The organism is Hyphomicrobium album (assembly GCF_009708035.1).
Classification (GTDB): Bacteria; Pseudomonadota; Alphaproteobacteria; order Rhizobiales; family Hyphomicrobiaceae; genus Hyphomicrobium_A; species Hyphomicrobium_A album.
The window spans coordinates 250,780-263,259 of the sequence record NZ_WMBQ01000001.1 but is presented as its reverse complement, the minus strand read 5'-3'; the positions used below and the strand labels follow the sequence as shown (position 1 = coordinate 263,259).

Below are 12,480 nucleotides of genomic sequence, written 5' to 3'. Positions count from 1 at the left end.
GCTCGTCTTTGCCGACGAGCGGAGGCAGGCCGCTGGCACCCGATGTGCCGGCAGCCTGCCGCCTCGATTACTTCACTTCGACGGTCGCACCCTGGTCCTCGAGCTGCTTCTTCAGCTTGGCAGCCTCGTCCTTGGTCACGCCTTCCTTCACGGTCTTGCCGCCGGCCTCGACGAGGTCCTTGGCTTCCTTGAGGCCAAGGCCCGTGATGGCGCGGACTTCCTTGATGACGTTGATCTTCTTGTCGCCACCCGCCTTCAGGATGACGGTAAACTCGGTCTGCTCCTCGGCCGGAGCGGCAGCAGCGCCGCCAGGCGCAGCGGCAACGGCGACGGCTGCAGCCGCCGACACGCCCCACTTCTCCTCGAGCATCTTGGCAAGCTCGGCTGCCTGCAGGACGGTGAGGCTGGAGAGATCCTCAACGATCTTCGATAGATCGGCCATTTTGTTACTTCCTTCGGTTTGAACCTAATGACGCATGCAGTTTTGAACTGCGCTATTTGGTGTCCGTGGCGCCCTCGCGGGCGCCGCCCTTGCCGTTAAGCGGCCTCGCCTTGCGCTGCCTTCGCCTGGATGACGCGCGCGAGCTGAGCTCCCGGCTCCTTGACCGTGCGGGCGATCTTCGTCGCCGGCGCGTTGAGGAGACCGATCAGCTTTGCTCTCAGCTCGTCGAGCGAGGGCAGTTCGGCGAGAGCCTTGACGGCGTTCGCGTCGAGGACCGTCGTGCCCATGGCGCCGCCGAGAATGACTAGCTTTTCATTCCCTTTGGCGTAGGCGACCGACGCCTTCGCTGCGGCGATCGGGTCCTTCGAGAAGGCGACGCATGTCTGCCCCTTGAAGAGTTCGCCGATCGGCTCGTACGAAGTGTCCTTAAGCGCGAGCTTCGCCAGCCGGTTTTTGGCCACCTTGACCTTGCCGCCAGCCTCTTTGACTTTCTGGCGGTAGTCGGTCAGTTGGGCGACCGTCATGCCGGCATAGTGGGCGACAACGACCAACCCCGTGTCTTTCAACACGGTGTTGAGCGACGTCACGAGCTCACGTTTCGCGGCTCTATCCACCTGCTCACTCCAATTTACGAAACAGCGGCTGCTGCTCCGCGGGTTGCACCTTGCCGCCGTCAGCTTGCGCTTCGGGCGACGCTTCGTCTGTCCATCCGCGCGCTGTCGAGGCGGCACGGTGCTGACCCAGGTTCAAACCGGCTCTGCGCTCTCCTGTGGAGAGAATGAAACCGGGTTCGCTCCTGTCTCATGCAGGCCCTCATTCGAGGCTTAAGCTGTCAGCGTCGAAGACCCTGACGGCACCCACAGTCTCGGACAGTCTTCGCGGAAGAAGAGCCTTGCGGCTTCGCTTCCGCGCCTCGCGGGCCGCCACTTGCGTAGCGACACGCGAATTCGTTGGCCCTCTTAAGCGAGGACCTGCCCGCCGCCGAGGCTGGCGGAGTCGATCTTGACCCCCGGCCCCATCGTCGAGCTGACAGAAACCTTCTTCACGTAGGTGCCCTTGGCACCCGGCGGCTTCGCCTTCACCACGGCGTCGACGAACGCCTTGATGTTCTCGGCGAGGGCGCCTTCGCTGAAGCTCGCCTTGCCGACGCCGGCGTGGACGATGCCCGCCTTCTCGACGCGGAACTCCACCGAGCCACCTTTGGCGCCCTTCACGGCGTTGGTGACGTCCATCGTGACCGTGCCGACGCGCGGGTTCGGCATCAGGCCGCGGGGGCCGAGCACCTTACCGAGGCGGCCGACGAGGCCCATCATGTCGGGGGTGGCGATGCAGCGATCGAAGTTGATCGTGCCCTTCGACACCTGCTCGACGAGATCCTCCGCGCCGACGACGTCGGCACCGGCGGCCTTCGCCTCTTCCGCCTTGGCGCCGCGCGCGAACACGGCGACGCGCGCCGTACGGCCGGAGCCGTTCGGCAGATTGCACACGCCGCGCACGAGCTGGTCGGCGTGCTTGGGATCGACGCCGAGGTTCATCGCAACCTCGATCGTCTCGTCGAACTTCGCCTTGGCGCGGTCCTTGACGAGCTTCACGGCCTCCTCGATCGAGTAGGCCTTGTCGCGGTTGAGACCCTTGACGGCCGCCGCCTGGCGCTTGCCACCGGCGATCCGCGTCTCTTTGATTGCCTCAGGGCTGAGCTTCGCTGCCATGTGCGTTACTCCTTCACCTGCAGGCCCATCGAGCGGGCGGAACCAGCGATCGTCCGGGTAGCCTGGTCGAGGTCGTCGGTGTTCATGTCCTTCATCTTGATCTTCGCAATGTCGCGCAGCTGCTCCATGCTGATCTGGCCGACGACGTCGCGGCCGGGGTGCTTCGAGCCCGAGCCTGGCTTGCCGGTCGACTTCATGCCCGCCGCCTTCTTGATGAGGAAGGTCGCCGGCGGCGTCCGCATTTCGAACGTGAAGGAGCGATCCGAGTAGACGGTGATCTTCACCGGGATCGGCGTGCCCTGCTCCAGGTCCTTCGTCTTGGCGTTGAACGACTTGCAGAACTCCATGATGTTGACGCCGCGCTGGCCGAGCGCGGGTCCGATGGGCGGCGAGGGATTGGCCGCCCCCGCCGGCACCTGCAAGTTTATGTAGCCGTCAATTTTCTTTGCCATGGTCTCCCCTTAGCACTTGACGGGAAGGGGCTTTCCTTCCCAGGGTTAGCGGTACGACGGGCCCTTGGGCCCTCCCGCGGGTTTCCGCAGGGAGGCCTCGTGAGAGGCTGTCCTTGCGGCTCTGTCAGTCAGACGAGCGTCAGCCCATCTGCTGCATTTCTGAAGCTCCTCGTTGAGCTCCGGGCGTCTAGCCCGGCACCTTCTCCACCTGGCCGAACTCGAGTTCGACCGGCGTCGGCCTCCCGAAGATCGACACGGCCACCTTGAGCCGCGAACGCTCTTCGTCGACCTCCTCGACGTGGCCCTGGAAGGAAGCGAACGGACCGTCTGCCACCTTCACCTGCTCGCCCACCTCGAAGGTGATCGAGGGCTTCGGCCGCTCCACGCCTTCCTTGACCTGATGGAGGATGCGCATCGCCTCATCCTCCGAGATCGGCATCGGTTTGTTTTCCGCGCCGAGAAACCCGGTGACCTTCGGCGTGTTCTTGATGAGCAAGAACGCCGGGTCCGTCATCTCCATCTTCACCAGCACGTAGCCGGGAAGGAACTTCCGCTCAGCCTGGACCTTACGGCCACGCTTCACCTCGACCACTTCCTCGGTCGGGACCAGGACTTCCTCGAACAGATCTTCGAGGCCCGCAGCCTTGGCTCGCTCGCGGATGGCATCGGCGACTTTGCGCTCGAAATTCGTGTACGCGTGCACGATGTACCAGCGCTTCGCCATGGCCGCTCTTTCAGGGCGCGTCTGCGTAACTTGGGTAGACACTAGTTTTTAGCTCCGGTTCAGCGGTTCGCGCCCAGCACAAACTGGACGAGCCATCCGATCGCTTGATCCGTGATTAGGAAGAATACCGAGGCAACGCTGACCATGATCAAAACCATGAGGGTGGTGATCCACACCTCTTTCCAGGTAGGCCAAGTGACCTTGGAGGTTTCCTGGCGAACCTCCTGAATAAACTCGACCGGGTTGTATTTGGCCATTAATTTGACTTCCCCGGGCGCCATGCGACAATCTGACGCACCCCAAGCGCCGATTGTTGGCACATCCGGCGCCCTCGCAGCGGATGCGACCATACGATATTGGCAGGGGCGGAGGGTCTCGAACCCCCGACCTTCGGTTTTGGAGACCGACGCTCTACCAATTGAGCTACACCCCTTTTTCGCGGAAAAGCGCGCGCTTGCCTCCGCGGGGGCGGCATACTTAGCGGAAGTTTTCCCCTTTGTCACTTGCTAGTGACGCTTTTGTCGCCCTTGGGAATCAGGGGGCCGGCTCGACCACCACCGCCGTCCCGTAGGCCAGCACCTCCGTCACCGCCGCGGCAATCTCGTTGGCGTCATAGCGCATGGCGAGAACCGCGTTGGCCCCGATCGCCTCCGCGTGGGCGATGAGCTCGTCGAAGGCCTCCTGGCGGGCCTGCTCGGCGAGCTTTGTATATAGCGTGATGTTGCCGCCGAAGAAGATCTGGATGGCGGCACCGATGTTGCCGACAATGCTGCGCGAGCGGACCGTCAAGCCGCGGACGACCCCGAGGTGCTTCACCACCCGGTACCCGGGCAGATCGTTGGTGGTGACGACGAGCATTCTCTTCCCCGAAGGACACCCCGATCGACAGTCCGCGGGGTTTAACGCGGCGCCCGTTATACTGCCCTGCTACCGAGCTTGGAATGACACGCAAAGCAAATATTTCGCTTGGCGGTTGCGCCTCCGTTCCCCTTGCAGCGTCTACTGACTAGGGATGGAGCAGAAGCGGAGGGCGCGCGCATGCGTGGCTGGTGGACTGCACTTGCAGATTTGGCACGTCGCGTGGAGGCGCTGCTTCCGAGAGGCGCCACGGCGCGTCATGACGCGCTGCAGCCGATCCCGGTGCGGGTGCGGCCGAGACCGAACGGGCGATAGGGCTCGCCAAGTATGACTATCCGCAGTACGCGCGCTCGGTTTAGCGGTCACATGATGGCGGCCGCATGTTGCGTGGTGGTCATCGCGCAGCTGTGGTCGGCTCCCACCACAGCGCAGTCGCCCTTTCAACAGTCGCAGCGCGGTCTAGTCATGGAGCCCTCAAAGCCGCTGGCGCTGCCCCAGGATCCGCCCATCGTCGGGCGCCTGCTCAAGGGTACCGCCTTCTTCGTCGACCAATCCGGGTACATGCTGACGGCGCGGCACGCGGTGGAGCATTGTGCCCGCATCGTCATCGCCAAGGAGCAGCACCGGGTGCAGGCGCGCATCATCGCGCTGTCAGCAAAATACGATCTCGCCCTTATAAAAGTGTCGAAGACTCTCGGGCTTGCAGCCGTATTTCCGCGTACGGCTACGGCCAGCGCCAACGAAATGGTGTTCGCCAATGCCTACGATGCGCTACCGCGCATGCGCGACAGTGGCGTCCTCGCCAACTCTCGCGTCGACCACGATGGCTCCGAGCCGGGCCATCTTATCATCGACTCGCCGGTGACCCACGGCGCAAGCGGCGCCCCTGTGCTCGACAAGCGCGGGCTTGTCCAAGGCGTCATAAGCCGCAGGACGCGCCTAGACCGGGTTCTCGCCGTAGGGCTTGCCGAGACGAAGGCGTTCTTGGCAGCGAACGGCGTCCACTTCGAGCAGGATGACCGGCCGCAAGTGTCGCCGTTCACTCCGAGCGCCGAGCGCGCCGCGTCGATCTCCGCGCACGTAACCTGTTTGACAAACTGATGAGGGCCGCGGCGATGCGAAGGCACTCCGGCAAGCTGGTACGCACCCCCTCGCGTTCAAGCCGTTGGCGGGGCATCGCCGGTGCCTGCGCGTTGTTGGCGCTCGCCCCGGCCGCCGTCGCACAGACCCCGTTGCGCGACCCGGCTAGCGTTCCGCCGTCTTGGACGCAGTTCGCCCAACTCGTAAAATATCGCTTCGAGGAATGGCTCAGCGCCGACGACGCCATCGCGGCTCGCTTTCGCGTTTACCTCAAGGCTCACGCCGGCGCTTCGGATGGGCCGCCCGCGACGCTCATCGTGCAGGCGTGGGTCAATCCCGACGGCTCGGTAGAGCGGGTGTCGTTTCCGGCTTTCGGCGACCCGGGCGCCACCAAGGACCTCCGAACGATCCTATCGCGCGGTAACATCGGCGAGCGGCCGCCACCGGAGATGCTGCAGCCCATCCGCCTGCGTTTTAACCTCGGCGCGGCGAAGTAGCGGCGGGCAGGCTAGCGGATCTAGCTCGGCGGGCTGTGGGAGGGTGGAGCGGGTGAAGGGAATCGAACCCTCGTATTCAGCTTGGAAGGCTGCTGCTCTACCATTGAGCTACACCCGCATCACTCCCTCATGATTTAGCCTCGCCTCCCAGTCAAGCGTCACCACTACCCAACGCCCCGTGACGCAACAGGCACGCCTTGCGCATGGCGCTTTCAGCTTCCAGATACATTGCCCGTCCATGAGGCTTGCAAGATGAAGCACCTGACCATCGCCATTGTCGCCGCCGCCGCCCTCGCGCTCCCTGCCGCCGCGGCGCTCAAACCCGGCGCCGCGGCGCCGGACTTCGTGGCGCAGGCCTCGCTCGGCGGCAAGGAGTTCAGCTTCTCTCTCGCCGAGGCTCTCAAGAAGGGACCGGTGGTCTTGTACTTCTACCCCGCGGCCTTCACGCCCGGCTGCACCGTCGAGGCGCACGAGTTCGCCGAAGCGATCGAGAAGTACGCGGCATTGGGAGCCAGCGTCATCGGCGTGAGCAGCGACGACATCGTGACCCTACACAAGTTTTCGGTGAGCGAGTGCCGCAGCAAGTTTCCAGTTGCGGCAGATGGGGACCAGAAAATCACAAAGGCTTACGATGCGGTGCTGGCGCGCAAGCCCGAATACGCCAATCGCACGTCCTACGTCATCGCGCCGGACGGCAGCATTTTGTACGAGTACACCGACCTCGATCCGAGCATGCACGTCGAGAACACGCTCGATGCCCTGCAGAAGTGGAAGGCGGGGCAGAAGTAGCGGCCTCGCCCAGCACGAATTGCACTGGGCGAGCACCGACGGAGGACGCGATCAGTCGTCGTGCTTCTTCACGAGCTGCAGATCGACCGGGTTGTAGAACAGCTCGAACTTCTTGCCGTCCTTGTCCTTGGCGTAGACCTCGTAGCAGGAGCCCTCAACCTTCGACTTCGTGACCGTGTAGCCCGCGGCGGTAGCCGCAGCCTCGGCTTCGGCCTGCGGCTTCCACTTCTCTTTTGCTTCCTTGGTGCAGTCGTCGAAACCGTGCGCCAGCGCCGCGCCTGAGACCGCCGTCGCAGCAAGCGTCACGAGCACCGACTTGAGCAAGCCTTCAAACTTCATTGGGTCCTCCACAGACAGAATCGCCGCGCCACATCATCCATTGGGGCGTGGCGGAAAGGCATAAATGCTAACTATACTGTCACAGTCAAATTGTGACGCCGCGGGCTGCCCGCGCGGTATTTTTTCGCCATTGGACATCGCGACTTGACGAGACCCAGCTGCCCGGCTTTGCTGCGCACCGTGAAGACGATCGTGAAGCACATCATGATTGCGGCGCTGTTCGCCGTGGCGATGCTCGGCGGTGCCGAGCTGCCGATCCTGCATGCGCCGCAGTTCGCCGAGGCGCACGCGTTCGTACATGCGCACATGCATGACGCCGATGCCCTCACGGAGCAGGCCGACGCGCACGACCACGGCGACACGCAACAGCCGAGTTCAGATCAGGGCTGCACGCACGTGCATGCCCATTGTTGCGCGGCGACGGCCATCCTCGCCACGGCGGCGGTTGCCCCTGCCGCGTCGGTCCCCGGCCAACTGCGCCTCGAGCGCAACGGCGCCTTGCGCTATGGCCAGCTTTCGCATCCCCCGCTTCGTCCGCCACGTATGACGGCCTGACGCGAGCATCTCGCACGAGCGGGATGCCCTCGACGCTCAGCGCCGGCAAGCACCCGGAGTTGCGTCTCCGCACGCACTCCGTAGCCCCATAATCCCTGAGGCACGCTCGCCGCGCTGACCACGACGCTTATCCAGCTTCGGGACAGCCGCCATGCCACGCTTTGTTGCCACTGCCCTTTGCCTGCTCCTCACCTTGACCGCCGCGGCGGCTCACGGGGGAGACGACCACGATCATGCCGAAGACTCCGCTCCTATGGTCGGCGTCAGCGCCGCGCCGCAGCTCGAGATCGCCGATGCGAACCTCGAGCTCGTGGCCGAGATTGCCGACCGCAAGCTGCGGATCTATCTCGACCAACCGGCGACGAACGCGCCGATCGACGGCGCGACGATCCAGGTGACCGCCGACGGCATTCCCGCGGGAACCGCCACGGCCAAAGCCGATGGGACATACGAGCTGCCCGCGCCTTGGGCGGACGAGCCCGGCACCAAGAAGCTCAAGTTTGCAGTAACCGCCGGCGACCTAAAATCCGATCTGGCGGGTGATCTGGTCGTCGCCCACGCGGGCGAAGCCCCGCCGCAGACGGACGCCGGGTGGCAGGCGCTCTTGTCGGCCGGGCCGGCCTGGATCATCGCCGGCATCGCCGCCCTGCTCGGGTTCGTCGTCGCGATGGTCGTGCGTCCACGCCGAGCCTTGGCGATCGCTCTGATCGCTACCGCTGCGCTCGCCGCCGGTATCGATGACGTGCGCGCGCACGAGGGCGACGATCATGCCCAGGATGAGGCGCCGGTCTCGCCTCAGGTGGCCGCGGCCACGCCGCGCCGGCTGCCCGACGGAGACGTGCTGCTGCCGAAGTCGACCCAGCGCCTCCTGCGCGTCCGCACCCAGTTGGGTACGCCGCAATCGGTCCGGCAAAGCCGCGAGCTGATCGGTACGGTCGTGCCCGATCCCTCGTCGTTCGGCCAAGTGCAGGCGCCGATGGATGGACGCATCGAGCTCGCCGAGCGCGGCATCTCCAACGTCGGGCAGCACGTCGAGGCCGGCGAGGTGCTCGCTTACCTGTCGCCCAATATCCCCATCGCCGACCTCGGCACCATGCAGCAGCTCACCGCCGAGGTGGCGGGTAAGCTGAAGATTGCCGAGCAGAAGCTGGCGCGCCTCACGCGCATCGCCAGCGTCGTCGCGCAAAAGGACATCGAGGACACGCGCGCCGAGATGGAGGCGCTGCGCGAGCAGCAGCGCGTGCTGGCGCTGAAGGACGTCGAGCGCATCCCCCTCAAGGCTCCCGTCGCCGGCATCATCTCGGTGGCAAACGTGCGCGCCGGCCAGGTGGTCACCACGCGCGACACCCTGTTCGAGATCGTCGATCCGCACCGGTTGTGGATCGAGGCCATCAGCGGCACCGAGCATGGCGCGCCGAACATCACCGCGGCCTATGCCTCCGACCCCGACGGCCACTCGATCAAGTTGTCCTACATCGGGCGGGCGCCATCGCTGCGCCAGCAGACGCAACCGATGCAGTTCAAAGTCGAGGAGCAGCACGAGGGACTGATCATCGGCTCGGCCGTCAAGGTCTTCGTCCAGCAGGGCGATCTGATGGAGGGGATCGTGGTGCCGGGCGATGCCGTGGTGCGCGGCTCCGAAGGCCTGCCACGCGTCTGGGTGAAGGAATCCCCGCAGCTGTTCCGGCCGATGCCGGTGCGTGTGGCGCCACTCGACGGCGTCAACGTGCTGCTGGTCGGCGGCGTCCCGGCCGGTAGCCGGATCGTCGTCGACGGCGCTGAACTTATCAACCAGGTGCGGTGAGGCCATCATGTTCGACGCGATCATCCGGGCCAGTCTCACGCACCGCCTTTTTGTCCTGGTCGGCGCCTTGGCGCTGGCTCTCTACGGCCTCCTGACCTTGCGCGAGTTGCCGGTCGACGTATTCCCCGACCTCAACCGGCCGACCGTCACCCTCATTGCGGAAGCCGAGGGGCTGGCGCCGGAGGAGGTCGAGCTGCTCGTCACCTACCCGATCGAGACGGCGATGAACGGCATGCCCGGCGTCAGCCGCGTCCGCTCCGTCTCCGGCGTCGGCCTGTCGATCGTCTACGTCGAGTTCGACTGGTCGGTCGACATCTACCGCGCCCGCCAGCAGGTGGCCGAGCGGCTGCAGCTCGTGCGCGAGCAGCTGCCCAGCAACGTCGCCGCGCAGATGGGCCCCATCTCGTCGGTCATGGGCGAGATCATGCTGATCGCCATGTCGAGCACCACGGTCGATCCCATGGCGCTGCGTGAGCTCGCCGACTTCACCGTGCGGCCCCAGCTCCTCACGGTGCCAGGCGTGGCGCAGGTGATCCCCATCGGCGGCGAGGTGCGCCAGTACCGCATCGTTCCCGACCCGCGACGCATGGCGAGCCTCGACGTCAACTTCGAGGCCATCGAGAACGCGCTGAAGCAGTTCGGTACCAATACGGGCGGCGGTTTCGTCGACCTCAAGTCGCGCGAGGTACTCATCCGCAACATCGGGCGCACCACGCGTATCGAGGATCTGCGCAACCTCGTCGTCGCCTATCGCGAGGGACACGTCGTTGCCCTCAGTCAAGTCGCGAATATCGATTTCGCCCCGCGCACGAAGCGCGGCGAGGCCGGCTTCAACGGCAAGCCGGGCGTGATCCTGGCGGTGCAGAAGCAGCCCAACGCCGACACGGTGACCATCACGCGGCAGATCGAGGCGATGCTGCCGGCCCTCCAGAAGATGATGCCCGAGGGCGTCGATGCGAGCGCCATCCAGTTCCGCCAGGCGACCTTCATCGAAATGTCGATCGATAATCTGTTGCGGGTGCTCATCGAGGCGCTGATCTGCGTGGCGATCGTTCTCTTCATCTTCCTGCTCAACTGGCAGACGACCTTCATCTCGCTTGTCGCCATTCCCCTCTCCGTGCTCACCACCCTCATCGTCTTCCAGGCGATGGGCATGTCGATCAACACAATGACGCTCGGCGGCCTCGCCATTGCCATCGGCGCGCTGGTCGACGATGCCGTCGTCGACGTGGAGAACATCTACCGGCGTCTCGGCCTGCACCGCGCCGCCGGCGATGGCGACCGGCGCAGCACCTTGGAGGTCATCGCCGCCGCGGCCATGGAGGTGCGCTCGGGCATCGTCTACGCCACCATCATCATCGTGCTCGTCTTCCTGCCGGTGTTCGCACTCTCAGGCATCGAGGGGCGGCTGTTCGCACCGCTCGGCGTCGCCTTCATCGTCTCGATCCTGGCAAGCCTCGTCGTCTCGATGACGCTCACGCCGGTTCTCTGCTACTGGCTGTTGCCGCGTATGCGCTCGCTCGCCGAGCACGACAGCGCCCTCGTGCGCGTCCTGAAGCGCTGGCAAGCGGCGGGTCTCGACTGGTGCTTTGCCCGGCCAGGCATGGTCATCGCTGTGCCGGCGATCGCCACCGCGATGGCGGTCGTCGCGGCCTTTGCGTTGCCGCGCGCGTTCCTCCCCACGTTCAACGAGGGGACGGTGCTGGTCAGCGTCGTGCTGCAGCCGGGCATTAGCCTGGCAGAGTCGAACCGCATCGGCCGCCTCGCCGAGGAGATCGTCGCGCAAGTGCCCGAGGTGCGCTCGGTCGGGCGCCGCACGGGTCGCGCCGAGCTCGACGAGCACGCGGAGGGCGTCCACAACAGCGAGCTTGACGTCGACCTGCGCCCCTCGGGGCGCAGCCGCGAGGCCGTCCTGGCCGATATCCGCGGGCGCCTCGCCGCGCTGCCGGCGAGCATTACTGTCGGCCAGCCGATCGCCCACCGCCTCGACCACATGCTGTCGGGCGTGCGCGCGCAGATCGCGCTGAAGATCTATGGGGACGACTACGACACGCTGCGCGGATTAGCGGCCGACTTCGAGACGCGCCTGAAACGCATACCCGGCGTCGTCGACCTGCAAACGGAGAAGCAGGTGCGCATCCCGCAGATGCAGGTGCGCGTCGACTACGCCAAGGCGGCGCTCTACGGGCTCAATCCCAACAAGGTGACCGAGGCGCTCGAGGCCCTGTCGAACGGGAAGGTGGTATCGCAGATCGTCGACGGACAGAAGCGTTTTGATGTCGTCGTGCGTCTCAGCGACGCCGACCGCAGCACGCGCGCGCTCGGCGACATGCTCATCGAAAGCCCGGCGGGCCGAATCCCCCTCGGCACCGTCGCCGAGATCCTCGAGACCGACGGGCCCAACCAGATCCAGCGCGAGAACGGCCGCCGGCGCATCGCGGTATTCGCCAATACCGACGGCTCGGACATGGCGCGCATCGTTGCCGATATCCGCGCCGCGATTGCCGCCACTCCACTGCCGCAGGGATACTTCGCCAGCCTCGAAGGGCAGTTCCAGGCGCAGGAGGAAGCATCACGCCTGATCGGTGCACTGTCGGCCATGTCGCTCGCGCTCATCTTCGTCGTGTTGTACACGCGCTACCGATCGAGCGTGCTTGCCCTCATCATCATGGGCAACGTTCCGCTGGCGCTCATCGGTGCGGTCGCCGCCCTGTGGATCGCCGGGCAGCCGTTCTCGGTCGCCAGCGCCCTCGGGTTCATCACGCTCGCCGGCATCGCGACGCGCAACGGCATCCTCAAGATCAGCCACTACATCAACCTCGTGCTGCTCGAGGGTGAGAGTTTCGGACGGCCGATGGTCGTGCGCGGCACGCTCGAGCGCCTGCGCCCGGTGTTGATGACCGCGCTCGCCGCCGGCATCGCCCTGGTGCCGTTACTGATCGGAGCCGAGGAGCCCGGCAAGGAAATCCTGCACCCCGTGGCGGTGACGATCTTCGGCGGGCTCATCTCCGCCACCCTGCTCGATGCCTTCCTCACGCCGACGCTGTTTCTTCTGCTCGGCAGGAAGCCGCTGGAGCGCCTCGTCGCCGGTGACGCGACCGAAGGGAAGGTCCGCGAGGCATACTGACGATCGCCATGCCCGCTTTTACGCGCCCCGGGAAGTTGTGGCCGCCAAACTGCCGCTTTTTAACCATAAGCGGTTGAGTAGCGGGCAGAACAGAACATCCGGGC

At 65.4% G+C, this 12,480-nt stretch carries 14 protein-coding genes and 2 tRNA genes; 6 read left to right on the top strand and 10 right to left on the bottom strand.

The features are described 5' to 3' along the window. Positions 1–67: 67 nt before the first annotated feature. The 8 genes from rplL to GIW81_RS01085 form a co-directional block, all read right to left on the bottom strand. Positions 68–442 carry a 50S ribosomal protein L7/L12 gene (gene rplL / locus GIW81_RS01120; protein ID WP_154737516.1) on the bottom strand — a complete coding sequence of 125 codons (375 nt, stop codon included), beginning with the start codon at positions 440–442 and terminating at the stop codon, positions 68–70. Positions 443–537: 95 nt separating this feature from the next. Continuing rightward, positions 538–1,056 (bottom strand): 50S ribosomal protein L10, encoded by a 519-nt coding sequence (gene rplJ / locus GIW81_RS01115; RefSeq protein ID WP_324614849.1) that lies wholly within the window; start codon positions 1,054–1,056, stop codon positions 538–540. Positions 1,057–1,401: 345 nt separating this feature from the next. Then, positions 1,402–2,151 carry a 50S ribosomal protein L1 gene (gene rplA / locus GIW81_RS01110; RefSeq protein WP_154737515.1) on the bottom strand — a complete coding sequence of 250 codons (750 nt, stop codon included), beginning with the start codon at positions 2,149–2,151 and terminating at the stop codon, positions 1,402–1,404. Between the two features lie 5 nt (positions 2,152–2,156). Further along, entirely contained in the window at positions 2,157–2,603 is a 447-nt protein-coding gene (rplK, locus tag GIW81_RS01105) for a 50S ribosomal protein L11 (RefSeq protein ID WP_154737514.1), read from the bottom strand. A gap of 187 nt (positions 2,604–2,790) precedes the next feature. Further along, a complete protein-coding gene (nusG, locus tag GIW81_RS01100) occupies positions 2,791–3,327 on the bottom strand; it encodes a transcription termination/antitermination protein NusG (RefSeq protein WP_154737513.1) in 537 nt (178 codons plus the stop codon). A 59-nt stretch (positions 3,328–3,386) separates the two neighbouring features. Next, the gene (gene secE / locus GIW81_RS01095; protein ID WP_195930300.1) at positions 3,387–3,584 is read right to left on the bottom strand and encodes a preprotein translocase subunit SecE; all 198 of its coding nucleotides are present in this window, start codon (positions 3,582–3,584) and stop codon (positions 3,387–3,389) included. A 100-nt stretch (positions 3,585–3,684) separates the two neighbouring features. Further along, a tRNA-Trp gene (locus GIW81_RS01090) sits at positions 3,685–3,760 on the bottom strand. Between the two features lie 101 nt (positions 3,761–3,861). After that, entirely contained in the window at positions 3,862–4,185 is a 324-nt protein-coding gene (locus GIW81_RS01085; RefSeq protein ID WP_154737511.1) for a YbjQ family protein, read from the bottom strand. 465 nt (positions 4,186–4,650) lie between these two features. Between GIW81_RS01085 and GIW81_RS01080 the strand changes: the two genes are divergently transcribed. Both GIW81_RS01080 and GIW81_RS01075 read left to right on the top strand, forming a co-directional pair. Continuing rightward, positions 4,651–5,286, top strand: a complete 636-nt coding sequence (locus GIW81_RS01080; RefSeq protein WP_195930298.1) for a S1 family peptidase — start codon at positions 4,651–4,653, stop codon at positions 5,284–5,286. A gap of 14 nt (positions 5,287–5,300) precedes the next feature. After that, positions 5,301–5,762, top strand: a complete 462-nt coding sequence (locus tag GIW81_RS01075; RefSeq protein ID WP_229309052.1) for a hypothetical protein — start codon at positions 5,301–5,303, stop codon at positions 5,760–5,762. Between the two features lie 44 nt (positions 5,763–5,806). Here the strand turns inward: GIW81_RS01075 and GIW81_RS01070 are convergent. Continuing rightward, positions 5,807–5,880: transfer RNA gene (locus GIW81_RS01070), tRNA-Gly, on the bottom strand. A 134-nt stretch (positions 5,881–6,014) separates the two neighbouring features. Here GIW81_RS01070 and GIW81_RS01065 point away from each other — a divergent pair. Continuing rightward, on the top strand, positions 6,015–6,551 hold the full coding sequence (locus GIW81_RS01065) for a peroxiredoxin (protein WP_154737509.1): 537 nt from the start codon (positions 6,015–6,017) through the stop codon (positions 6,549–6,551). A 51-nt stretch (positions 6,552–6,602) separates the two neighbouring features. On the opposite strand, the gene GIW81_RS01060 is transcribed toward GIW81_RS01065, so the two are convergent. Beyond that, a complete protein-coding gene (locus tag GIW81_RS01060) occupies positions 6,603–6,890 on the bottom strand; it encodes a PepSY domain-containing protein (protein ID WP_154737508.1) in 288 nt (95 codons plus the stop codon). A 144-nt stretch (positions 6,891–7,034) separates the two neighbouring features. Here GIW81_RS01060 and GIW81_RS01055 point away from each other — a divergent pair, with 144 nt between their 5' ends. The 3 genes from GIW81_RS01055 (at position 7,035) to GIW81_RS01045 (ending at position 12,376) form a co-directional block, all read left to right on the top strand. Beyond that, the gene (locus GIW81_RS01055) at positions 7,035–7,445 is read left to right on the top strand and encodes a hypothetical protein (protein WP_154737507.1); all 411 of its coding nucleotides are present in this window, start codon (positions 7,035–7,037) and stop codon (positions 7,443–7,445) included. Positions 7,446–7,596: 151 nt separating this feature from the next. Further along, on the top strand, positions 7,597–9,249 hold the full coding sequence (locus GIW81_RS01050) for an efflux RND transporter periplasmic adaptor subunit (RefSeq protein ID WP_154737506.1): 1,653 nt from the start codon (positions 7,597–7,599) through the stop codon (positions 9,247–9,249). Between the two features lie 7 nt (positions 9,250–9,256). Beyond that, the gene (locus GIW81_RS01045; RefSeq protein ID WP_154737505.1) at positions 9,257–12,376 is read left to right on the top strand and encodes an efflux RND transporter permease subunit; all 3,120 of its coding nucleotides are present in this window, start codon (positions 9,257–9,259) and stop codon (positions 12,374–12,376) included. The last annotated feature ends 104 nt before the right edge of the window (positions 12,377–12,480 follow it).

What these genes read in the sequence shown, in the direction of transcription:
- GIW81_RS01080 (WP_195930298.1), top strand. Translation starts at nt 4,651, where the DNA reads ATGGAGCCCTCAAAGCCGCTGGCGCTGCCCCAGGATCCGCCCATCGTC.
- GIW81_RS01050 (WP_154737506.1), top strand. Translation starts at nt 7,597, where the DNA reads ATGCCACGCTTTGTTGCCACTGCCCTTTGCCTGCTCCTCACCTTGACC.
- GIW81_RS01060 (WP_154737508.1), bottom strand. Translation starts at nt 6,890, where the DNA reads ATGAAGTTTGAAGGCTTGCTCAAGTCGGTGCTCGTGACGCTTGCTGCG.
- secE (WP_195930300.1), bottom strand. Translation starts at nt 3,584, where the DNA reads ATGGCCAAATACAACCCGGTCGAGTTTATTCAGGAGGTTCGCCAGGAA.
- GIW81_RS01045 (WP_154737505.1), top strand. Translation starts at nt 9,257, where the DNA reads ATGTTCGACGCGATCATCCGGGCCAGTCTCACGCACCGCCTTTTTGTC.
- GIW81_RS01085 (WP_154737511.1), bottom strand. Translation starts at nt 4,185, where the DNA reads ATGCTCGTCGTCACCACCAACGATCTGCCCGGGTACCGGGTGGTGAAG.
- rplA (WP_154737515.1), bottom strand. Translation starts at nt 2,151, where the DNA reads ATGGCAGCGAAGCTCAGCCCTGAGGCAATCAAAGAGACGCGGATCGCC.
- nusG (WP_154737513.1), bottom strand. Translation starts at nt 3,327, where the DNA reads ATGGCGAAGCGCTGGTACATCGTGCACGCGTACACGAATTTCGAGCGC.
- rplL (WP_154737516.1), bottom strand. Translation starts at nt 442, where the DNA reads ATGGCCGATCTATCGAAGATCGTTGAGGATCTCTCCAGCCTCACCGTC.
- GIW81_RS01075 (WP_229309052.1), top strand. Translation starts at nt 5,301, where the DNA reads ATGCGAAGGCACTCCGGCAAGCTGGTACGCACCCCCTCGCGTTCAAGC.
- rplK (WP_154737514.1), bottom strand. Translation starts at nt 2,603, where the DNA reads ATGGCAAAGAAAATTGACGGCTACATAAACTTGCAGGTGCCGGCGGGG.
- GIW81_RS01065 (WP_154737509.1), top strand. Translation starts at nt 6,015, where the DNA reads ATGAAGCACCTGACCATCGCCATTGTCGCCGCCGCCGCCCTCGCGCTC.